Here is a 19,650-nt window from a genome sequence, read left to right on the forward strand (position 1 = left end):
TGACCACGCTACCGAAGCTTGAGTTTGTACAACGCGCGCTGGTTGGTCTTGGCGCTGCCGCGTTGCACGGAGTAGCGGATGCCGTTGTAGACGAGGTCCCAGAGCGCCTAGTGGTTTGTAATGCTGGACTCTTTACTTAGCGTTGTTGTCGACAAGCTTCTTGATGTTGGTCTGGACGAGCCGGACCTTGGCCAGGATCTCGTCGGCTGTTGCGGTCCAGGCAAACGGCTTCGGGTTGGTGTTCCAGTGCTGAATGTAGTCGCGGATGCGGGAGATGAGGACCTTGACCGAGCTGAAGGTGCCGCGCCGGATCGCCTGCCGGGTGATGATCGAGAACCAGTTCTCGATCTGGTTGATCCACGAGGATCCTTTGGGTGTGAAGTGGAACCTCACCCGTGGGTTCTTCTCAAGCCAGGCCCGCACCTGCGGGGTGGTGTGGGTGGAGAGGTTGTCGAGCACGACATGGATGTCCTTGCCGTGGTGGGGTTTCACGGCCTGTTTGAGGAAGGCCAGGAAGTCCGCGCCGTTGCGGGTGGGTTTGCACTCGCCGAAGACCTCGCCGGTGTCGACGTTGAGCGCGGCGAAGAGGTTCGTCGTGCCGTGCCGCACGTAGTCGTGGGTGCGTTTCTCGGCTGCACCGAAGGCGATCGGCAGCACCGGCTGCGTGCGATCGAGGGCCTGGACCTGCGTTTTCTCGTCGACGCAGAGCACCACCGCGCTACCTGGTGGCTGGAGGTAAAGTCCGACGATGTCGGCGACCTTGTCGGCGAACTCGGGATCCTTGCCGACCTTGAACGTGCCCTGCCGATGCGGTGGCAATCCGTGCTCTCGCCACAGTTTCGCCACGTAGTTGTGAGACACGGCCACGCCCTCGGTGCGCTTGATATAGGCGGCCATCTCCCGGCTAGACCAGTGCGACAGTCCCGTCTCGCCCGGCGGGCTTGCCTGCGTCAGCGCGAGGATCCGCCCGCGAATCCGGGCCGGAACCTGCTCGCGAGGCGCGGCATGCGACTGATCCAGCAGGCCCGGGATCCCGTCCGTGGCATACCGGTCCAGCCACAGATCCACCGTCGGCCGCGACACCCCGGCCAACGATGCGACCTCCTTCTTGCGCCTGCCTTCCGCGCACCACAACACAATCCGTGCCCGCGTCGCCACCCGCGCCGGCACATCCCGACTGTTCGTCAGCGCCCGCAGCTCGGTTTCCTCACCCGTCGACAGTTCCACGGCCCCAGTCAACACGACGATCAATCAAGCCAGAGTAAAGTAACCAGAATTACGGAACACTAGGTTTAGGCGTCGCGTGATTCCCACTTCCGTAGGTGCAAGGGGATGTTGAGGCCAAGGTAGTTACGGGCCATCTCATTGGAGCTGGCACCACCCTCGTGGACCGAGTAGAGCAGGCCGAGATAGACCAGGTCCCACAACTCCCGGTTAAGTTGCAGGTTGTTGATCTGCGCGTAGAGCTGGTGGCCGTGGCTGTCCTCGATGTCGAGATAGTGTGCGGCTCCGCCGACGGTGACGTTGACCTTGGTCAGCTCGTACGTCTTGATGAAGCTCTTATCGTAGGCCAACCAGTCCGCGCCGACCGACATGCGGAGGTTGCGGCCGGTGAGCAGGAACAGGAATGGCCACGGAACGATGAACAGCCAGAGCCACCATTCGGTCACCCAGCCGAACCCGAAGTCGCGCCAGGTGAAGAACACCGCCATGATCGCGACCATGATCAGGCCGAAGGTAAGGGCACGGCCTCGGGTGGGAAAGAACCATTCCAAGATCGGCCCTTCGCCCTCCGGCGGCTGGGGAACCTTGGTCACGCCACGCCGGTGCTTGACCTCCGGCGACTTCCAGCCGGGTTCCAGCGGAGCACGAGGCGGCCTGGGTTTTCCGGTCTGCGAGTCGGGTTTCGGTGGAAGTCCGTCGCTCATCGGCCCATCTTCGGGTTGATCTCTTCCAGTCGTCTACCGGTGTCCTCCATGCCCTGGACCATATCGTCGCCCCATTCCTCGATCGCGAACCCGACGCCCCAGGAGGCGACGGCGCCGCCAGCGACGACCCATCCCACTGGGGTGCCCATCGCCGCCAACCCGACCGTGGTAGCGGCACCCGCTACAAATCCGCCGAGCCCGGACGCGACGCTGGTCGTCGGGTCCTTGCCGGCGATGCCGATGTCATAGCCGATGCCGCCCAGGGTGATTCCGAACCCGACGACAGGAAGCTTGGAGCCAAGCTTCAGTGCGCCCCGGAGCAGGCCGGTCCCTGCCGTGGGAGCTTTCGCAGCCCTGCCGAAGTCAAGGTTCAGTTGCAAGATCGCCTTGGTCCGGGGGCCGAGGCGGTCCACCCACTGCGCGGTCCGTGTGGCGATTGCCTTGCTCTCCAACGCAGCCGCCGCCTGGGAACGGGTGATGTTGATAGCCGCAGCTCGTGTTCGCGCTTGAAGGCTCATGTACGGGTTTTGCGAGAGACGCTCAGAAACCTCGATCGTACCGCTGCGCGCGATCTGCGTCGCCTTGGCGCGCATTGCAGCGGTCTGTCCCAACGTGGCACCAGCAAGTCCGGCGATAACGTCCGAGGCGTTGAAAGGGGACTTCTCGATGAGTCCGCCGAGGAACCGGTTAAGGATGGCGATCGAGTCGCTCTCCAGCTGCCGACCTTCGGTAACCAAGGCAGCACAGTCCGCGTACGCCTGGACCTTTCGGGCGAAGTCGGATTGTGCTCGCACGGCCTCGGCGTGGATCTGTTTCTGTTCGGAGCTGGCCGGCTTGTCGGTGGGCAGCGGTGTAGGGTCCGGTGGTTCCGGGCCAGGCTCCATGATCAGGTCGCCCTGGACCACCAGCCCATCCTTCAACGCGAGCTCGCGCGCTTGATCCATACGCACTTTGACGGTGTCGATAGCGTCGGCGTGGCGCCGCAGTTCTCGGGCCAGGTCGGAGTAACTGATCGACACGTCATCCACACGCGGCGCGACCTTGCCCATGCCGTCGCGGAAGGATTGGCCAGCCTCGCTGGGCCAGCTGCCTTCGGACTCGCCACGAACACGGTTGATGATGTCCAACGCCGCATCAACGGCACGCGCCATCCCGTCCAGCCAGTCCGCTGCCGTGCGGATCGTTCCCGGCTGCGCGTCGACCTTGATATCAAGTGGCATGATTCAAATCCCCAGTGAAAATCATCTCGGCGCGTTCGGATTGGAGCCAGCGATGTTGTCGGCATTGCCGTGGTCGGTCTCGATGTAGAGATTGCTGCCCGCCGCGACCTCATCGCCGACGTAGTTGAGGGCCTCGACGATCCCTGCCGCTGACAGCGTCAGCATCGCCATTACGCCTGCGACTGCCTCGCTCGCCACCCCGACCTGCGGAGCGGGAGGGGGTGCGGCACTGCCGTCCAGTTCGGCCGCCCCGGTGCGGAGCCTGCTTGCGAGGGCATCCAGTTCTCCGAGCTGGGCGTGGGTTCCGGACATCAGTTGGTTCCCCCTGCGGAATCGTTGCGTTGGTTGTCGGGAAGCACTGCGTCCCAAAGCACCAGATCAGCGCCGCTGTGCTGCTGGATCTCCGCGACCTTGTCGGCAGGCAGTGACGCCCAGGGCTGCAGATCCCCGCAGCCGATGACCAGCGCCTCCAGCGAGCTGAATGCCAGCACCGCCAGGCGTCCGTCCTCAAGTCGCCGCAGTTCGACGGTGACGTCCTTGTCGCGACTGAGGAAGCGCTCGGCAAGCGGAACGAAAGCCGGTTCGGGTTCCTCGCCGTTGGCTTCTGCGACGTAGTCAGCGCCGATCACCGACGGCGCCGCGTCCCCGTGATCCCGCATCACCTCACGGTCCCCGTAAGCCAAACTTCCCCCTCATACGACTGTTTTCCCAGGCGGGCACGATACCGAGCTGATCGTCCTCCCAGTCGACCTTAACAACACGTCACCCGAAAGGCCCAAACACGACAAAGGCCGACGCTGTAGATCATCTCTACGGCGCCGGCCACTTCCCGTGACAGAGCCGAACTACTCAATCCCCGGAATCAAGCTCCTCCTCATCAACATCGTGACCGACGCCGGTGGCAACGGGATCAATATCGACCGGTACCGGGATTGGTGGGCCTGTGATCTCTGGTCGGTCGTCAGGCGAGTTAGCCATGCGGGATTCCTTTCGCATACGGCTGGGATGGTGTGGCCGGTCGGTGCCCTGGGAGGCGCCGCACCGACCGGCCGTCCGCTCGATGCCGGAGGTCGGGGCAACAACATCGAGCGGAGTCTCGGATGATTCATGCGCTCCGGCGACGTGGGCCAATGCGCGAGCGCAGCCACAGGCGTGCCTGAGTAGCGACGTCCGACTCGTCAGCCCAGTCGGATCCAATGTGGACTGTGTCGATGAGCTGGTCGTTGTCGTGGGAGCTACCGATGTCGCCGCGGTGGACGGTGACGACTCCGGATCCTCGGCCCCAACGGAACGTGTAGACCTCGGTCGGTGAGACGCGTTCGACGCGCCAGGCCATCGGCAGAAACCGCTTCGGCCCCTTCATGCTCATAGCGCGACACGGGACAAGATCGGTTCTGGACGCTGCGGCGTAGGGTTCGCGGCCGTTTTGGAGGGAGCGCCAGGCGGACGGAACTCGGCGCCGGCTTCTTGAAGCAGCAGGCGCACAGCCCCATAGGACCGGCCGGACACCTCGACCAGTTGCCGGATGCTCGTTTCGCGGTCGTACCAACGTTTGAGGTCAGCCGCCAGCTTTTCCCTGGCATGCCCGGTTACGCGGGCCCCTCGCTGAACTTTCCGCATAGCCATCCCTTGCAATCGCGTTTTCTACGCTGACGGGATTGGGCGGATACCGACCATCACCGACACCGCCCGTCAACAAGTAGGGCGAGCCGCTCGCCAAGAAGTTCCCGGAGCTCTTTCTCGGTTCGGCGCTCTCGCACGTAGTCCAGATGTGTTTTCGACGCAAGCCCCTGCGGAGCCCTGGGCAAATCCGCACTCCTGGTTTCGCTTGTGGCCGGTGGTAAGTCAGCGCGAACGGCAGCGAGACCGTGCCGTCGGCACTCCCACGTCTCCGGCCGCTCGCAGTCGGCGGCGAGAACAACGGTGAAGGTATCGCCCGAGGGACAGGTGTATGCCTCGACGATCCGCTCGACGGGCTCGTAGTCCTCCGGACGCTGATAGCTCGTGCGCAGTATCGGAACCGCACAAGCCGTGAAACCGGCCCCCATGTCCTAGAGTCCGACAATCGCGGCGATCTTCGCTGCAACGTCTTCACGCAACGCATGCCGCCCTGTGCTTTCGGCTATCTGCCCGTGCTCCTTCGCGACCCTGTCGAGCAGGTGCGCCACCGTCAGCGCGCCCTCGCCAGCGCCGGCATGCTGACCGCCCGGCTCGGCAATCTGCATCCGCCACGCGACAAAGAGCAGCAACACGGCACCAGCAACAAGCCGGCAAGGAAAAGCAGTAAAGAAGACACCCCAGTTCAGTCCTTTCCGAAACATCGCGAGCACCTCGGCAGGCGCCCGACCACAGATGGATGCGGCGGCGCACACGCAGCACCGCAATCAGCAAGAGCAAGCCGAACCCGATCCGGCCCGAACAACAACCGCTCGACGTTGACCCGCGACACGCGATGCAACCGGGCGGAATACAACCCCGGGCACACCACATCCGACCGGAGCCCGGTCACGGCAGCGCATCGCCGGGCAACCACAGATCAGAAACCGGCGAACCCGCCAGGCGAGGGGCACCCGGCGAGTCGTGCAGCGGTAGTTCCAGCAAGGCCGGAACCACGTCAGCGACCTGGCCGTGCCTGTGCCAGACGGCCGGCGGAGAACCGAGTTCGAGATCCTCAATCCGGAACCGGGCGGCGATGGCGTCGTCAGCCGCGCTCGCCATGAACATGTCCATCGCCCCATGACTGACCCGCATGCCCTGTACGGCGAGAACGTTGGCGGGCCCTGGCAGATAACGGAACCGAAAGCCTGCCCGGACGCTCGTCCGCAAAGCATCCAAGTGCGGACGCAGCCACGCTTCCGGCCATGCATCAACCTGCTGTTCCCCGACCATCAGGTATTCCCTTCGTGCTCGAACTCGGCCATGAACGCGAGTCGCGGGTGCTCTTGACTCTGTGCCTCATCAGACGCACGAGCACCACAACGACAAGATTCAATCTACAAGTTGCAATTGAAGGTTTGTAATACTCCGAAAGAGGGATCTTGGGGGATCGCGGCGAGAGACCAGGCAGGATGCGACCCGACGACACAACGAGAGGGAGCGATGGTTACCCCGGAGAACAACCCAGCAGTCCGACGCGTCCAGCTGGGCCTACTGCTGCGCGAACTCCGCGAGCGGCACGACGTCAAGCCAAAGACGATCGCCGACCGGCTTGACTGGTACCCCGGCAAGCTCACGCGTGTCGAGAAGGGCGAGCTCACGGTCGCCGCAGCCGAAATGGACGTCTTGATCGACCACTTCGGGATCACGGACGAAGACGAGGCCAACAAGCTGCGCCAGCTGGCATCGGACGCTCGCAGGAGAGATCGGCCAAGTCGCGTACCCGACTGGGCGAAGACCTACGCTGCCCTCGAAGCTGCGGCAGCCGAAGTGAAGGCTTACAAAGTCGACCTCGTACCAGGCATCATGCAGACCGAGGCGTACGCCCGCGCCATTCTGTCTACCTCGCTGGTCACACCGTTGCCCGAGATCTACGAACGAGCGGCAGAACGCGCCCGACGTGGCGAAACGATCGTCCGGAACAGCAACCGTGAGATCTCGGTCGTTCTCGGCGAAGGCGTGCTGTATTGCGAGGTTGGCGGGCGAGACACCCTTCGCGACCAACTGCGACACATCCGGGAGCTGACAGAGCTCCGGCACGTCACGGTTCAGGTCCTTCCGTACAGCAAGGGCGAGCACGCTGCCCTCGGAACACCGTTCACCGTGCTGCACCTCGCTGACCCGGTGGCGACCTATGCCTACCTTGAAGGGCTGACGGACGCCGACTATCTGGATCGCCCCGGCCATACCAACGTGTACGTTCAGGCATTCGATAGGCTGAGGGTTGCTGCTCTCGATGACAGAGAGTCGGCGCGAATGCTCGAACAACGAGCCAGTGAGCTTGAGTGAGGGAGCAGTACCATGCGTGCCCCTGACCTGGGACCGGTGACCTGGCGCAAGTCGAGCCGCAGCAGCGGTAACGACAACTGCGTCGAAGTTGGCGACGCGCCTGCGGCGCACGGGGTTCGTGACTCCAAGCTCGGTGAGGCAAGCCCGATTCTGACGTTCAGCCGCCGAACCTGGTCGACCTTCCTGGCGGCAGTCAAGTCCGGCAAACTCGGCGGCTGACAGACAGACAAAGACGCCCCGCTCGTTCGCTTGGGCGGGCGGGGCCTTTGTCATTCCGCAGTACTGCGTCCAAGGCGTCTCGCCGATTCCGGGCCTCGCCGGCGGGCCTTGGAGCTCTTGAGAGCCATCGCCGTGTAGTGGGCCTTGCGAGCCGACTCCGCTCGTCGGGCACGTTCCTCGGGCGGGCAGGGTGCTATCGGGGTCGACTTCGCGCTCGAACCGGTCGTGGGCCGCTCGCCGGGCTGCCACGATTCGTGCCGCTCGATCTTCGGTGTTCGCCCACGATCGGTGCGCAGCGATCTTCGCCCGCAAGGTGCGCTGCGCCGGTGTCAGTTCCTCGTTCATACACCGAGCACAGCGCACCCATGTCACCCGATCGAGCTACAGGCGGTCGCCGAGTGCCATGTCGCGGTGCGCTTGCTGCGCGAGCGTTTGCGCGGCGGCCTTGCCGTAGTGGCGCACCATTTCAGCGGAAGTCCATCCCATCACTTCCATCAGTGCAGAATCGTTGCCGCCCTGCACCTTCCATTCGTGAGCGAGGGTGTGCCGGAACCGGTGAGCATGCATCCCTTCAATTTCCGCGTCTTCACCCCGGCGCCGGAGCATGATCTTGACGCCGTTCGCGCGAAGAGGTTTCGGCCCTCGGCTGGACAGCCATAAGTTCGGCAAATCAGCCCCCGGTTGCTTGGCACGCGCCCGGATATAACGACTCAGGGCACGGCCGGTGTTCGCGCCGAATGGCACGGCCAGGTACTTATCCCCTTTGCCGAGGATCTGCACCGTGTCGGTCTTCAGATTGACGTCGTTCAAGGACAGGTTCGCCACTTCGGAGAGACGTCCGCCGGTGTCGAATAGCAATCGAATGATGGCGGTGTCTCGGCGGTCCAGGAAGCTCTTGCCGTCGCATGTGGCGAACAACCGGATGGTGATTTCGTCGTCGAGAACCGGGACAAGCTTTTTCGGTGTCGTGGGTTGCGGCATCCGGTCCAGTGGGGAACGTGGCATCTCGTCCTCGTCCACAGGGTATCGGTAGAACTGCTGCAAGCACTTGAACTTGTTCACCGCCGAGCTTGCCGAACGTGGCGAGGTAGTCGGCGAACTGCGTCACGGCGAGCTCGTAGTTGTAGCGGGTGTTCGGGCTCCTGTTCGCCGCCCGCAGCGACCGGTCCCACTCGTCGAGGAAAGTCGACCACGCCTCATCAGCCGGGCGCGGTAGATCCGGTTTAGTCAAACGCCGAGGCGCGTTTGTGCGCTTACTCCCCATGTCGATCATGCTCCAGTCAAGGTGTCGCCGAACTCTCTGCAACACCTGGTGAAGCCGCAACCCGGGCACAAAAATAGGGAGAAACACCGTCTGATCTGGTGTTTCTCCCTGCATGGTGGAGGTTAGGGGGCCTTACTCGAACACAAAAGGCCAGGTCAGAGCCCTGGAAGAGCTTCGCGAGAAGCTTCCCAGTCTTGATACACCCGAGCCACCGTCGATCAAGCGCGACCGCCCCGGCCGCGCCCGGCAACTCCGTGCCGAGCAAGTCGAGCAACTGATCACCGACTACCAGTCCGGTGCAACGGTGTACGAACTCGGTGACCGGTTCGGCATCGAACGGCGAACGGTCAGCAACATCCTCCACCGGCACAACGTGCCGATGCGCCGCCGCGGCCTCTCGCCAGCCCAAGTCGACGACGCCATCCACCTCTACAACCTCGGCTGGTCCCTCGCGCGAGTCGGCGACCACCTCGGCGTCAACCACACCACCGTGCTCAACAAGCTACGTGAACGCGGCATCCCCACCCGAGACAGCCACGGACGTCCGCGCGTCGAAGCAGGTGGTGCCCGATGACCCGGCTGGTCTCCGAAGTGTCAACTCGATCCGGTTCCGACGAGACCACCGTGGTGAAGGCCGTCACCGTGATCATGGGCGTCGTCATCGGCCTCACCTTCATGTTCGGCTTCGGCAACGTCCTCAACCTCGCCCTCAGGCTCGGAGTCCCGGTCTGGGTCGCGCCGCTCGTCGCCCCTGCGGTCGACCTGTCGATTCTCGGGCTCCTCCTCGGCAGCCGACACCTGGCGCTCGCCGGAGCCTCCGTAGAGCTGCTACGTCCAGCTCGACGGTTGCTGGTCTTCGCCAGCGTGGTGACCCTCGCGCTGAACGTGGCTGATCCGCTCGTTGCCGGCCACTACGGCAAGGCCGCGTTCGACGCCGTAGGCCCGCTGCTACTGATCGGCTGGGCTGAAGTTGGCCCGGACCTACTGAGGGCGTTGACCACTACAAATCCGTCGGCCGAAGCAGCGCGCGACCACATAGAGCTGATGCAGGTCCCATTCGTCGACGAATCGACCGGTGTTGTGCCCACGGCGCCCGAACCGTCTGAGGACGAGGCGAAGCCCGACAGCGCTCCGGCGGACAAGCAGATCAATCCGTCAGCCGCCAGGATGGTTGACGATGATCTGCTTGAGCGGGCGAAGAAGGAGGACGCGCACCATTGGGATGCGTATCGCCGACCGATCTCCGCGGACACACTCCGGAAGAAGCTCCGTATCGGCGCCGCCCGCGCCAGGCTGCTCGTCGCGATCATACGGGCTGACCCGCAACGACGATCAGCTCAGGTTGTCGGGTAGTGGCGCCACGCGGCCAGGACCGCCGGTACTAGGAGTTCGGAAACGGCCGCGATCGCGGTCCGCTCGCACACATTGCCGCGACCTGCTGCCGGCCGAGACCGGTGCGTGATGACTACGGTCGATCTCAGCTGGGGGCGAAGTGCTTGCTGGCGGCCCAGTCGTGCAGGGCGTTGAGAGCCGGTTCGAGCGCGATGCCGGCGGGGGTGAGGGTGTATTCGACGTGGGGTGGGACCTCGGGGTACACGATGCGTCGCACCACACCGTCGGCCTCCAGTGCCCGCAGTTGCTGGATGAGCATTTTCTGGGTCACGGCGGGGATGGCGCGTTCCAGGTCGGAGAACCGCCGCGGCGAGCGGATGAGCAGGTGGTGCAGGATCAGCAGTTTCCAGCGTCCCTCGATGACTGCGAGTGCCTGCTCGACGCGGTCGATCGTGCAGGGGCGACGGTTGTCTCCACCAGCTGCTTCGATACTTACTTTTTTGTCAGTACTATTCATTTCGAAAGTGTAGGCCTAGCGTCGGGTTCATGACAACGTCGACAACGGAGACCGGGGTAAGCCCCTCGGTCGAGCAACGGCTGGGCTACCTCGCCGACCGGATCGAGATCCAGGATCTAGTGACCCGCTACGGGCTGGGGCAGGATCTGCATCAAGACGGTGACAACGACGTGCTGGCCGAGTGGGACCGTGTGTTCGCGCCCGAGGCCACTGTGGACTATTCCGTAACCGGTGCACCGCTGGACGGTGTGACCTACCAGGAGCTGGCCGAGTTCATGCGCCGTCCGGGCGGGTCGATGAGCGGCATCCGGAACTGGCAGCACTTCGAGGGCCTGCCCACAGTGGACATCGACGGCGACACCGCCACGGCCCGCACTCCGCACCTCCACACCCACAAGGGCGGCACGGATGACGCAGGCTGGAACTTGATCCAAACCGGGTTCTTCGTCGACCGGCTCGAACGCCGCCCAGAGGGATGGCGCATCGTGCACCGCAGGCTGGAAATCCTCTGGATGGACACGTTCCCCACCACCAATCCGGCCTGACGAACCCCGGGGCCCGTCCAACGTCTTCGCGGGCGGGCGCCCGCGCGTGAGCGCAACGCACTGGTGACCACATCGGTATCCCGCCTGCGTCCGTGCTCCATCTCGCGGTCGACGCCGTGCGGACCCGCCTCTTCGTCCCCGGTCCGGCCGGGCATGTCCGGCGGACGGGTCTGTCCGAATCGGATTCTCACGTGGTCAGCGAGTTCGCCGGGACGAGGAAACCGCTGCGGCGATCTGCTGGGCGGTGAGCGTGGCGGTCGAGTGGTCGACGGTGGCGTAGAATCCGGCGAGCAGATACGTGAGGTGCCGGCGCCAGGCGTCCGGCGCGACGTCGCCGCTGGTGGTGATGACGCCTCGCAGAGCCCAGATCGCGGCGGCGATGTCCCCGACCGTGACCTGTTCGCTGATTCCGCCCTGCTGGGCTTTGGTCGGCAAGCGGCCGGTCAGGTCCTCCAGTTCGGCGATCAACTGGGTGGGCGCTAGCGCACCCCACATCCCGTGTATGAAGCCACGGTTGGCAGCCAGTGCCCCGCCGACCGCGTCGAGGTAGGTGTCCAAACAGGACTCGGCCGGCTCGGCGCAGGCTCGCCGGCGAGGTCGATCAGGTTCGTGAAGAAGGTGGCCAGGAGTCGTGGTGACGTTGCTCATACTCACTAATTGATAGCTTGGCTCTCAATTACGGGTCGTTCGCAGCAGCGTCAAGGAGGTGTCCAGGGCGGCTTCCAGGTGACTGATCCGGCCGGTGGACATCAGGATGGTCACGCCGCCCTGCACCGCGGCGACCAGGGCGGCCGCGGTGCGGTCGGCGTCGAGTTGCCGGCTGATCTCGCCGGTGTCCTGCAGATGCCGAATCCCGGCCCGCAGGGCGGCCTGCCACCGGTCGATCAGGTGCGCGGTGAGGGCTTGCGCCGCCGGCGTGCTGCGGCCCAGTTCGGTGATGAGCACCCCCAGCGGGCAGTGGATGCCTTGCTTGCGGTAGCGCGCGATGACCGCGTCACGCCAGTCGTGCCACGCCTGCCAGCTGGCCAGCTTGCCCAGGTGTGGCTGCTGGTCCTCCAGCACGCGGTCGGCTTCACGGGCGGCCACGGCGAGCAGGAGTTCCTCCTTTCCGCCGGGGAAGTAATGGAAGATCTGGCTCTTGCTGGTCGCGGTGCGGGCGCACACGTCGTCCAAGGTGGTCGAGGCGGCGCCCCGCTCGCGGATCTCGGCTGCCGCTCCTTCGATGATGCGCCGCCGGGTCGCGGCTCCCTTGGCGGTCAGTCGCGGTGTGGCGGTGCTGGCGGTCGGCATGGCAATCCCTCATTTTCTGAACTTGCGGGTCCATTTTATCCGGACGAGTGTGGCTGTCGAACCGACAGAAGGGTGCACGACGATGCAGGCGATTGTGGTCGAACAGCTGGGTGGGCCGCAGGAACTGCGGATCGCGGAGCGGCCGACACCGCGGCCCGGTCCCGGACAGATCCGCGTCGAGGTTGCGGCGGCAGGGGTGAACTTCATGGACACCGGGGCGCGGCGGCTCGGGCCGGCGGTGGGCCAGGTGCCGTTCGTGCCCGGCGTCGAGGGCGCCGGCCGGGTCGCCGAACTCGGCGAGGGAGTGACCGAGTTCGCTGTCGGTGACCGGGTCGCATGGGTGTACGCCTACGGCTCCTACGCCGAAGAGCTGGTGCTGCCCGCCACGAGCGCGGTGCCCGTGCCGGACGGCATTTCCGACGAGGTGGCCGCGAGCGTGATGATGCAGGGCATCACCGCACACCACTTCGCCACCGAGGCCGCGCCCGTCGAGCCCGGGCACATCACGCTGGTGCACGCGGCGGCCGGTGGACTGGGCCAGAAACTCGTCCAGCTGATCAAGGCGCGCGGCGGGACCGTCATCGGGCTGACCTCCACGAAGGCCAAGGCCGACCTCGCCCGGCAGATCGGGGCCGACCACGCTCTGGTCTCCACCGGGGACGCCTTCGTGGAGCCGGTCCTGGAACTCACCGGCGGGCAGGGCGTGCACACCGTGTTCGACGGCGGCGGGGAAACGACCTTCCGCGCGTCGATGACCGTGGTGCGCCGGCATGGCACGCTGCTGTATTACGGCGCGGTCATCGGCGACGCTCCGGTGGTGAACCTGCGCGAACTGCCCCGCAGCATCAAGATCTGCTACCCGGTGTTCCGCGACCACATTTCGACCCGCGAGGCGCTCCTGCGACACACCGCGGACATCTTCCGTCTGGTCCAAGATGGACGGTTGCGGGTCGAGATCGGTGGACGTTACCCGCTCAAGGACGCCGCGCAGGCCCATCGCGACATCGAGTCCCGTGCGACGACCGGCAAACTGCTGCTCGTGCCCTAACATCCCTGCCGCGACACCGCCCTACAGCGAGTCCTCCGTGTCGATCGCCGCGGCGCGGAGTGCGTCGGCAAGGCGGGCGGCGGGTTCGGACATGGGTTGGGGCAGCCGGGCGAGCAGGATGCGCCGTCGTTCGGCGGGCCCGCCGCGGACGGGCAGCACGCGCACGCCCTCGAACCTGGCGGGGGCGAGCGCGGTGGGCACGGTGGTGATGCCGCAGCCGGCGGCGACGAGGCGGAGCTTGGCCAACCAGTCGCGGGCGGTGTGGGCGATGTCGGGCCGCTCGTCCAGGCCGGGCCACACGCCCATCACCCGGTCCTCGCCCGAGCCGGCGATCCACCGCTGGCCGTGCAGGTCGGCGACGTCAATGTATTCGGCCCGGGCGAGTGGATGGGTGGCGGGCACGGCGATCCGGAGGCTGCGTTCGGTGAGTGTCTGCAGGCGCAGGGCCGGTGTTTCGGTGTCGGGTGGCCGAAACGGCGGCGCCGAGGCCAGCAGCGCGAGGTCCACCGTGCCGGCGCGCAGCGCGCGGACCAGCGCCGGGGTGCTGCCCTCGCGCGTGGTGACGGTGATGGCCGGATGGGTGCGGTGCAACGCGGCCAGCGCCTGCGGGACCAGGGAGGCCCCGGCGCTGGTGAACCAGCCGAGTCGCACCGTGGCAGGCTCGTCGGGCAACCCGGCCAGCTCCCGTGCTGTGGCGTCGACCTGGTCGACCACGGTGGCGGCACGCCGTAGGACGACGCGCCCGGCCGGGGTCAGGCGTACCCCGTCGTGGCGGCGTTCCAGCAGCGGCGTGCCCGCCGCGCGTTCCAACGCAGCGATCTGACGGGACACCGCGGACTGGGTGTAGCCGAGCGCGGCGGCCGCGGCGGTGAGCGTGCCCCGCTCGGCCACCTCCCGAAATACTCGCAGCGCGACCAGCGACGCATCAGTGAAGGACATGACGTTTACGCATATCATGGTTGAGTTTTTCTCGCTGGCGGCATCGCCGGATGCGGCTTAGCGTCGGTTGCATGAGCCTGATCAACACTCCATTCGGTTTTGCCAGCACCGCGGCCGAGGTCGCCGCGGGGATTGATCTGACCGGCCGTCGCGCGGTCGTGACCGGCGCGTCCTCCGGCCTCGGCGTGGAGACCGCCCGCGCCCTGGCCGGCACCGGTGCCGAGGTCACCCTGGCCGTCCGCGACACCGAGGCCGGCGAACGTGCCGCCAAGGACATCGTCGCGACCACCGGCAACACCGCGTTGCAGGTCGCACCGCTGGATCTGACCGACCCGGCCTCGATCGCCGCGTTCACCGCGGCCTGGGCCGGGCCGCTGCACATCCTGGTCGCCAACGCGGGGGTGATGGCCTGCCCCGAGCGGCACACGACGCAGGGCTGGGAATGGCAGTTCACCACCAACCACCTCGGGCACTTCGCCCTGGCCACCGGGCTGCACCCGGCATTGGCCGCCGACGGCGCCGCCCGCATCGTCCTGGTCAGCTCCAGCGGTCACCTGCTCTCGCCGGTGGTGTTCGACGACATCCACTTCGCCTTCCGTCCCTACGATCCGTGGCTCGCCTATGGCCAGTCCAAGACGGCGAACGTGTTGTTCGCGGTCGAGGCGACCCGCCGCTGGGCCGGCGACGGGATCACCGCGAACGCGCTGATGCCCGGCGCGATCTACACCGACCTCCAGCGCCACACCGGCGGCCGGGGCAGCGGCACGGTCCCGCCTGAACTGATCAAGACCCCGGAACAAGGCGCAGCGACCTCGGTCTTGCTCGCCACCTCGCCGCTGCTGGCCGGAATCGGCGGACGTTACTTCGCCGACTGCAACGAGACCGAGACCATCGACCGTCGCGCTGACGCACCGCGCCTGCACGGCGTGGCGCGCTATGCGCTGGACCCGGAGGGCGCGAAGCGCCTGTGGACCCTGTCCGAAACCCTGCTCGCCACTGCGGAAGGACTGTCGTGATGCCGAAAACCGCCCTGGTCACCGGTGCTACTCAAGGCTTGGGCCTGGCCCTGGTCGAGGGACTCGCCCAGCACCTGACCCAGGCCGACACCGTTTACCTCACCGGCCGCGACATCGACCGGGTCAACCAGGCCGTGCACGCCATGCCCGGCGGCGGAGCCCAGGTCCGCGGCGAGGTCCTCGACGTGGCCACCCCCGGGGCAGCCGACCGCCTCGCCGCGCAGCTGCACGCGCGCCACGGGGGCGTCGACATCGTGTTCAACAACGCCGTGATGCGGGTCGGCCCGGACGACGATCCTCGTGCGATCGTCGAGGACTACGCCGAGGTCAACAACTTCGGCACCACCCGCGTGCTGCGGGCCTTCGCCCCGCTGCTGCGCGACGGCAGCCGGCTCATCGTGGTGGCCAGTTCGCTGGGCACGCTGCACTACCTCGCGCCCGTGCTGCGCGACCGCTTCGACGGTCTGTCCTCTTTGGACGAAGTGGACAAGCAGGTCGCCGCGTGGCGGGACGCCGTGCGCGACGGCAGCGCCCGGGCCGGGGCCTGGCCCGGCTTCGTCAACATCCCCTCCAAGATCGGCCAGGTCGCCGCCGTCCGCGCCCTGGCCGCACAGCGCCGCGAGCACGACACCGCACACGGCATCCTGCTCGCCGCGGTCTGCCCCGGCATGATGAACACCTCCACCTCCGCCCAGTGGTGGGACGTCAGCGCGGCCCCCACCCCGGCACAGGCCGCCATCCCGCTCGTCGACCTGGCGCTCGACCCCGTCAACCCCGACCACTACGGCCAGCTCATCCGCAACGGACAGATACTGCCCTGGGCCCCGGCAGTCGGCTGACCGCCGGGTCGTCCCGTCGCACGGACCCGGCGCGGTCTACACGAGCTTGACCACGCGGTCCACGATGGCGGAGTGAATCCCGACCGACGTCTCCCGCATGTACCCCTGACGCAGTTCATGGGCCCTGCGGTAACTTTCGGTCTGCAGGCGTGGCGCATCTCCTCCTGAGACTCGAAGCTGATATGCACGATCGCGTCGATCGGGTCCTCCGCGCCGTCGGTCATGACGTCGTCGAGGTAGTACTGAACGTATTCCCTCGTCTGCGGGAGTTCGACGTAACTGGTCCCATACTCCAGTTCCATGAACCGCCGGAAGTCCTCTGTGGACACCTCGGGCCGCTTACGGATCACGGTCATCATCGTGAACACGTCACCACTCCTCTCGCTCGGACGTCTGTTAGACGCGCTTGCCGCTGCGCTTTCACCGCGTCGGCGGCTGGATCAGTTCGATGAGGTTGCCCTCCGGGTCCTTGACGTAGGCGAACCGGGCACCCGGCTCCACCGCGTCGGCCGGCGGCCACACCTCGACACCGCCGGCCGCCACGATCGCGGCGAACGCGGTATCCAAGTCGCGGACCGACACCGCCCAGTGTCCGAACCCCAGGGTGCTCGCGGCGTCCAGCGGATCGGCATAGTCGCGGTGCCGGCTCGCGCCGGCCCGTTCGATCAGTTCCAGGCGTACGCCGGCGCCGGAGCGCAGCACGACGGTGCGCACGGCAAGCTCGTCGAGTTGGAACTCCGCGACGACCTCGTGCAGCCCGAGAGCACGCTGATACCAGGCGCGCTGCGCGTCCAGATCCGCCACGGACAGGCTGGTGTGATGCACGTCCAAACCCAGATCCACATCAGGCACAGTGACCTCCCAATCCAAGGTTAATAACACTAACCAGGTTAGTGGTACTAACCTAAGGCGCATGTCGGAGACCGTCAAGCGGGCCAGCGGGCACCACCACGGTGACCTGCGTCGCGCGCTGGAACAGGCCGCACTGGAACTGGTGGCCACCAAGGGGATCAGCGGATTCACCATGGCCGAGGCCAGCCGCCGCGCCGGGGTCAGCGTGGCCGCGCCGTACAAGCACTACCCCGACCGTGACGCGCTGCTGGCCGCCCTCGGGGTGCGCGCCTACACCGAACAACGGCAGCAGTACCGCGCCGCCATGGCCGACGCCACCGATCCGGGCGACCAACTGGCGGCCTTCGCGGCGGCCTATGTCCAGTTCGCCGCAGACCAGCCGGCACTGTTCAAATTGACCTTCGCCGCTGGCCTGGACAAGGAACGCTTCCCCGCCCTCGACGAAGCGGGCCAGGCCCTGTTCACCGAGTTGCATGCGCCGGCCCGCGCCCTGTGCCGCGATGACCACCAAGCACGCAGGCTGGTACTGGCGATTGCCGCCTGCGCCCACGGCCACGCCGTATTCCTGACCGAGGGAGTCCTCAAGGACACCCCAGACCCGCTCAGCGAGGCCAAACGGGAGGCGGCTGCGGGGGCAACAGCCCTGACAGGGGCGTACGTCGCCTGAACGCCGGGACGGCTGATCTGCCCGATGGAACGAAGGCGTCCGCGCGCCGACGTCGGTCGCAAAGCACAGCCGAACGTCGGATCTGACGGTCACCAGTTCGCGTGAGCACCGGGCGACGACCGACAGCAGCCTCTCGAACCCGGCGGGCGGCTACGGGTTACCGGACTCGCTCCGAGTACGTGTGGCGAGGCCGCGTTGATGCTCTGCGACGACCTCATCATCGCATCGGCGGGGCATCGAGGCTGACCGGCGTGGGGCCGGGGCAGAGCCGTAATAGGTCGGCAACCCTCTCGCCGCGCAGTAACCCGCCGCCTGAATCCGGCGACAACGGGAGGATGGCCGACACGCGTGACGAGCGCCGAAGCGGAGCGGGCCATAGCTCGATCGAAAGGGCCCGATCGGTAGCCCCCTCAGCCGACATAATGCCAGGTCAGAGGTGGTGCAGGGGCTACCGATGCTTCGGACCAGTGGAGCTGACGGGATTCGAACCCGTGACCCCTTGACTGCCAGTCAAGTGCGCTACCAGCTGCGCCACAGCCCCTTGTTTGATTTTCCCGAGGTGTTCGGTTCGTTCCGTCCCGCTCATCTCGTGTGTCAATACAGTACAACAGCGCCCGCAGGGGTCTTTCGGGGGGTCCCCCCTCTTGGATCTACCCACGGGCACCGTCGAGCTGCTAGACCCTGGGGCGTGGCGACAGCACAGGGCGTGCGTCCTTCGCTGGTGGACCCCGAGGCCGAGGGGGCCTATCCCGAGCGACGCCGTGAACTGCAGGAATACCGTTTGCGTCGGCTGGTCGATCGGCTGCTGGCCGCCGATGGCATGCAGGCCGGGCGGCTTCGAGACTGCGGCGTCTCGCGGGGCTCCGATGTGGGGCTCGACCAGCTGCACCGGTTGCCGTTCGTCTGCCAGCAGGACTTCTGGGACCACTACCCGTTCGGGTTGCGCGCCGCGTCCGAGGCCGACATCGTCTGCGTGCACGGCTCGTCCGGCACGATGGGGCGGACGACCCTGGTGCCCTACACCGCGCACGACGTCGATGTGTGGGCGCAGGTGATGGCTCGGGCGCTGGGGGGCGCGGGCGTGACGCGACGCAGCTTCGTGCACTGCGCCTACGGGTACGGGCTGTTCACCGGTGGGCTCGGCGTTCACCATGGGGCGACGCGGCTAGGGGCGACCGTGGTCCCGGTGTCCAGCGGCGCCACCGACCGGCAGCTCCGGTTGTTGCTTGATCTGCGTCCAGATGTGCTGTGCTGCACACCGTCATACGCGATCTACCTGGGTGAGGCGTTGGCCTCGACCGGGATCGTCGCCGAGCAGTTGTCGCTTCGGGTGGGCTTGTTCGGGGCCGAGCCGTGGACAGCGGAGATGCGGCTGAGCATCGAGGGGCTGCTGGGGTTGCGGGCGCTCAACATCTATGGGCTCACCGAGGTGATCGGGCCGGGCGTTGCGTGCGAGTCGCTGGACTCCGAAGGCTTGTTGAACATCGCCGAGGACCACTTCTACCCCGAGGTGGTCGGCCCGGACGGCGCGCCGTTGCCCGCCGGCGAGGTCGGCGAGTTGGTGTTCACGACGTTGACGAAGACGGGTACCCCCCTGCTGCGCTACCGGACCGGTGATGTGGCTTCGCTGAGCGGGCCCGCCCCCGGCTCGGCGCGGACGCTGCGCCGGATGAGCCGGGTGTTCGGGCGGACCGATGACATGCTGGTCATTCGCGGCACCAACGTGTTCCCGTCCGAGATCGAGACGGTCCTGCTGGCCGATCGGCGGGTGGCGCCGCACTACCTGATCGTCGAGGACCGCCGCGACCAGTCGCGGCCCGAGCTGCGGATCGCCGTCGAACCGCGGGACCCGCATGGGGACGCCGAGGTCTTGGAACGCGAGCTCGCCGGTGCGCTGTACGCACGGCTCGGCATCTCGTGCATCGTCCGGGTACTCCCGCCCGACCACCTCCCGCGCGAAGAGTCAGGCAAGACCCCGCGGCTGGTCCGTTGGGAGCACGGCGTCGTTCCCTTGCCCGGACTCGAATGA

Annotated in this window: 25 protein-coding genes and 1 tRNA gene; 10 read left to right on the forward strand and 16 right to left on the reverse strand. The window is 66.5% G+C overall.

Annotation, left to right across the window (positions count from 1 at the left end; genetic code table 11):
- Nucleotides 1–132: 132 nt before the first annotated feature.
- The 9 genes from BJ970_RS04040 to BJ970_RS04075 form a co-directional block, all read right to left on the reverse strand.
- Complete coding sequence (locus BJ970_RS04040; RefSeq protein WP_312864427.1) at nucleotides 133–1,242, reverse strand: IS630 family transposase; 1,110 nt, start codon at nucleotides 1,240–1,242, stop codon at nucleotides 133–135.
- A gap of 50 nt (nucleotides 1,243–1,292) precedes the next feature.
- Entirely contained in the window at nucleotides 1,293–1,928 is a 636-nt protein-coding gene (locus BJ970_RS04045) for a hypothetical protein (protein ID WP_184723902.1), read from the reverse strand.
- A complete protein-coding gene (locus BJ970_RS04050) occupies nucleotides 1,925–3,148 on the reverse strand; it encodes a WXG100-like domain-containing protein (RefSeq protein WP_184723903.1) in 1,224 nt (407 codons plus the stop codon). Before BJ970_RS04050 ends, BJ970_RS04045 begins: the two co-directional genes overlap by 4 nt.
- Before the next feature lie 21 nt (nucleotides 3,149–3,169).
- The gene (locus BJ970_RS04055) at nucleotides 3,170–3,460 is read right to left on the reverse strand and encodes a WXG100 family type VII secretion target (RefSeq protein WP_184723904.1); all 291 of its coding nucleotides are present in this window, start codon (nucleotides 3,458–3,460) and stop codon (nucleotides 3,170–3,172) included.
- The gene (locus BJ970_RS04060; RefSeq protein WP_184723906.1) at nucleotides 3,460–3,807 is read right to left on the reverse strand and encodes an SAV_915 family protein; all 348 of its coding nucleotides are present in this window, start codon (nucleotides 3,805–3,807) and stop codon (nucleotides 3,460–3,462) included. The genes BJ970_RS04055 and BJ970_RS04060 overlap by 1 nt, the downstream gene beginning before the upstream one ends.
- 706 nt (nucleotides 3,808–4,513) lie before the next feature.
- Nucleotides 4,514–4,774 carry a helix-turn-helix domain-containing protein gene (locus BJ970_RS36925; RefSeq protein ID WP_312864105.1) on the reverse strand — a complete coding sequence of 87 codons (261 nt, stop codon included), beginning with the start codon at nucleotides 4,772–4,774 and terminating at the stop codon, nucleotides 4,514–4,516.
- A gap of 50 nt (nucleotides 4,775–4,824) precedes the next feature.
- Nucleotides 4,825–5,196: an RNA polymerase-binding protein RbpA gene (locus BJ970_RS39855; protein ID WP_184723908.1), complete on the reverse strand. Its 372-nt coding sequence runs from the start codon at nucleotides 5,194–5,196 to the stop codon at nucleotides 4,825–4,827.
- A 3-nt stretch (nucleotides 5,197–5,199) separates the two neighbouring features.
- Nucleotides 5,200–5,469 (reverse strand): hypothetical protein, encoded by a 270-nt coding sequence (locus tag BJ970_RS04070; RefSeq protein ID WP_184723910.1) that lies wholly within the window; start codon nucleotides 5,467–5,469, stop codon nucleotides 5,200–5,202.
- 184 nt (nucleotides 5,470–5,653) lie between these two features.
- Entirely contained in the window at nucleotides 5,654–6,037 is a 384-nt protein-coding gene (locus BJ970_RS04075) for a hypothetical protein (protein WP_184723912.1), read from the reverse strand.
- Between the two features lie 111 nt (nucleotides 6,038–6,148).
- Between BJ970_RS04075 and BJ970_RS04080 the strand changes: the two genes are divergently transcribed.
- Both BJ970_RS04080 and BJ970_RS04085 read left to right on the forward strand, forming a co-directional pair.
- A complete protein-coding gene (locus BJ970_RS04080) occupies nucleotides 6,149–7,093 on the forward strand; it encodes a DUF5753 domain-containing protein (RefSeq protein WP_246470690.1) in 945 nt (314 codons plus the stop codon).
- A 12-nt stretch (nucleotides 7,094–7,105) separates the two neighbouring features.
- Entirely contained in the window at nucleotides 7,106–7,312 is a 207-nt protein-coding gene (locus tag BJ970_RS04085; protein ID WP_184723914.1) for a DUF397 domain-containing protein, read from the forward strand.
- A gap of 381 nt (nucleotides 7,313–7,693) precedes the next feature.
- Here BJ970_RS04085 and BJ970_RS04090 read toward each other — a convergent pair whose 3' ends face one another.
- Nucleotides 7,694–8,332, reverse strand: a complete 639-nt coding sequence (locus BJ970_RS04090) for a tyrosine-type recombinase/integrase (RefSeq protein WP_312864106.1) — start codon at nucleotides 8,330–8,332, stop codon at nucleotides 7,694–7,696.
- Between the two features lie 356 nt (nucleotides 8,333–8,688).
- On the opposite strand from BJ970_RS04090, the gene BJ970_RS37610 reads away from it, so the two are divergent.
- Together BJ970_RS37610 and BJ970_RS04100 are read left to right on the forward strand one after the other, a co-directional pair.
- Entirely contained in the window at nucleotides 8,689–9,150 is a 462-nt protein-coding gene (locus tag BJ970_RS37610; RefSeq protein ID WP_246470692.1) for a helix-turn-helix domain-containing protein, read from the forward strand.
- Nucleotides 9,147–9,929, forward strand: a complete 783-nt coding sequence (locus tag BJ970_RS04100) for a hypothetical protein (protein WP_246470693.1) — start codon at nucleotides 9,147–9,149, stop codon at nucleotides 9,927–9,929. The genes BJ970_RS37610 and BJ970_RS04100 overlap by 4 nt, the downstream gene beginning before the upstream one ends.
- A 124-nt stretch (nucleotides 9,930–10,053) precedes the next feature.
- On the opposite strand, the gene BJ970_RS04105 is transcribed toward BJ970_RS04100, so the two are convergent.
- Complete coding sequence (locus BJ970_RS04105; RefSeq protein ID WP_184723916.1) at nucleotides 10,054–10,425, reverse strand: winged helix-turn-helix transcriptional regulator; 372 nt, start codon at nucleotides 10,423–10,425, stop codon at nucleotides 10,054–10,056.
- Between the two features lie 29 nt (nucleotides 10,426–10,454).
- Here BJ970_RS04105 and BJ970_RS04110 point away from each other — a divergent pair, with 29 nt between their 5' ends.
- On the forward strand, nucleotides 10,455–10,970 hold the full coding sequence (locus tag BJ970_RS04110) for a nuclear transport factor 2 family protein (protein WP_184723918.1): 516 nt from the start codon (nucleotides 10,455–10,457) through the stop codon (nucleotides 10,968–10,970).
- Between the two features lie 195 nt (nucleotides 10,971–11,165).
- Here BJ970_RS04110 and BJ970_RS04115 read toward each other — a convergent pair whose 3' ends face one another.
- Both BJ970_RS04115 and BJ970_RS04120 read right to left on the reverse strand, forming a co-directional pair.
- On the reverse strand, nucleotides 11,166–11,528 hold the full coding sequence (locus BJ970_RS04115; protein WP_184723921.1) for a TetR family transcriptional regulator: 363 nt from the start codon (nucleotides 11,526–11,528) through the stop codon (nucleotides 11,166–11,168).
- A gap of 114 nt (nucleotides 11,529–11,642) precedes the next feature.
- A complete protein-coding gene (locus BJ970_RS04120) occupies nucleotides 11,643–12,260 on the reverse strand; it encodes a TetR/AcrR family transcriptional regulator (RefSeq protein ID WP_184723924.1) in 618 nt (205 codons plus the stop codon).
- Nucleotides 12,261–12,342: 82 nt separating this feature from the next.
- Here BJ970_RS04120 and BJ970_RS04125 point away from each other — a divergent pair, with 82 nt between their 5' ends.
- Nucleotides 12,343–13,308, forward strand: coding sequence for a quinone oxidoreductase family protein (locus tag BJ970_RS04125; protein WP_184723926.1), 966 nt, complete (start codon nucleotides 12,343–12,345; stop codon nucleotides 13,306–13,308).
- Nucleotides 13,309–13,329: 21 nt separating this feature from the next.
- Here the strand turns inward: BJ970_RS04125 and BJ970_RS04130 are convergent, their stop codons facing one another.
- Nucleotides 13,330–14,247, reverse strand: a complete 918-nt coding sequence (locus tag BJ970_RS04130) for a LysR family transcriptional regulator (RefSeq protein WP_184723929.1) — start codon at nucleotides 14,245–14,247, stop codon at nucleotides 13,330–13,332.
- Nucleotides 14,248–14,318: 71 nt separating this feature from the next.
- Here BJ970_RS04130 and BJ970_RS04135 point away from each other — a divergent pair, with 71 nt between their 5' ends.
- Together BJ970_RS04135 and BJ970_RS04140 are read left to right on the forward strand one after the other, a co-directional pair.
- On the forward strand, nucleotides 14,319–15,263 hold the full coding sequence (locus tag BJ970_RS04135; protein ID WP_184723932.1) for an SDR family NAD(P)-dependent oxidoreductase: 945 nt from the start codon (nucleotides 14,319–14,321) through the stop codon (nucleotides 15,261–15,263).
- Nucleotides 15,263–16,102: an SDR family NAD(P)-dependent oxidoreductase gene (locus BJ970_RS04140; RefSeq protein ID WP_184723935.1), complete on the forward strand. Its 840-nt coding sequence runs from the start codon at nucleotides 15,263–15,265 to the stop codon at nucleotides 16,100–16,102. The genes BJ970_RS04135 and BJ970_RS04140 overlap by 1 nt, the downstream gene beginning before the upstream one ends.
- Nucleotides 16,103–16,522: 420 nt before the next feature.
- Here the strand turns inward: BJ970_RS04140 and BJ970_RS04145 are convergent, their stop codons facing one another.
- Complete coding sequence (locus tag BJ970_RS04145; protein WP_221467026.1) at nucleotides 16,523–16,954, reverse strand: VOC family protein; 432 nt, start codon at nucleotides 16,952–16,954, stop codon at nucleotides 16,523–16,525.
- Between the two features lie 61 nt (nucleotides 16,955–17,015).
- On the opposite strand from BJ970_RS04145, the gene BJ970_RS04150 reads away from it, so the two are divergent.
- On the forward strand, nucleotides 17,016–17,621 hold the full coding sequence (locus BJ970_RS04150; RefSeq protein WP_184723942.1) for a TetR/AcrR family transcriptional regulator: 606 nt from the start codon (nucleotides 17,016–17,018) through the stop codon (nucleotides 17,619–17,621).
- 468 nt (nucleotides 17,622–18,089) lie between these two features.
- Here BJ970_RS04150 and BJ970_RS04155 read toward each other — a convergent pair.
- Nucleotides 18,090–18,162, reverse strand: a tRNA-Ala gene (locus BJ970_RS04155).
- A gap of 147 nt (nucleotides 18,163–18,309) precedes the next feature.
- On the opposite strand from BJ970_RS04155, the gene BJ970_RS04160 reads away from it, so the two are divergent.
- Entirely contained in the window at nucleotides 18,310–19,650 is a 1,341-nt protein-coding gene (locus BJ970_RS04160; protein ID WP_184723945.1) for a phenylacetate--CoA ligase family protein, read from the forward strand.

This window comes from Saccharopolyspora phatthalungensis, from assembly GCF_014203395.1.
GTDB lineage: Bacteria > Actinomycetota > Actinomycetes > Mycobacteriales > Pseudonocardiaceae > Saccharopolyspora > Saccharopolyspora phatthalungensis.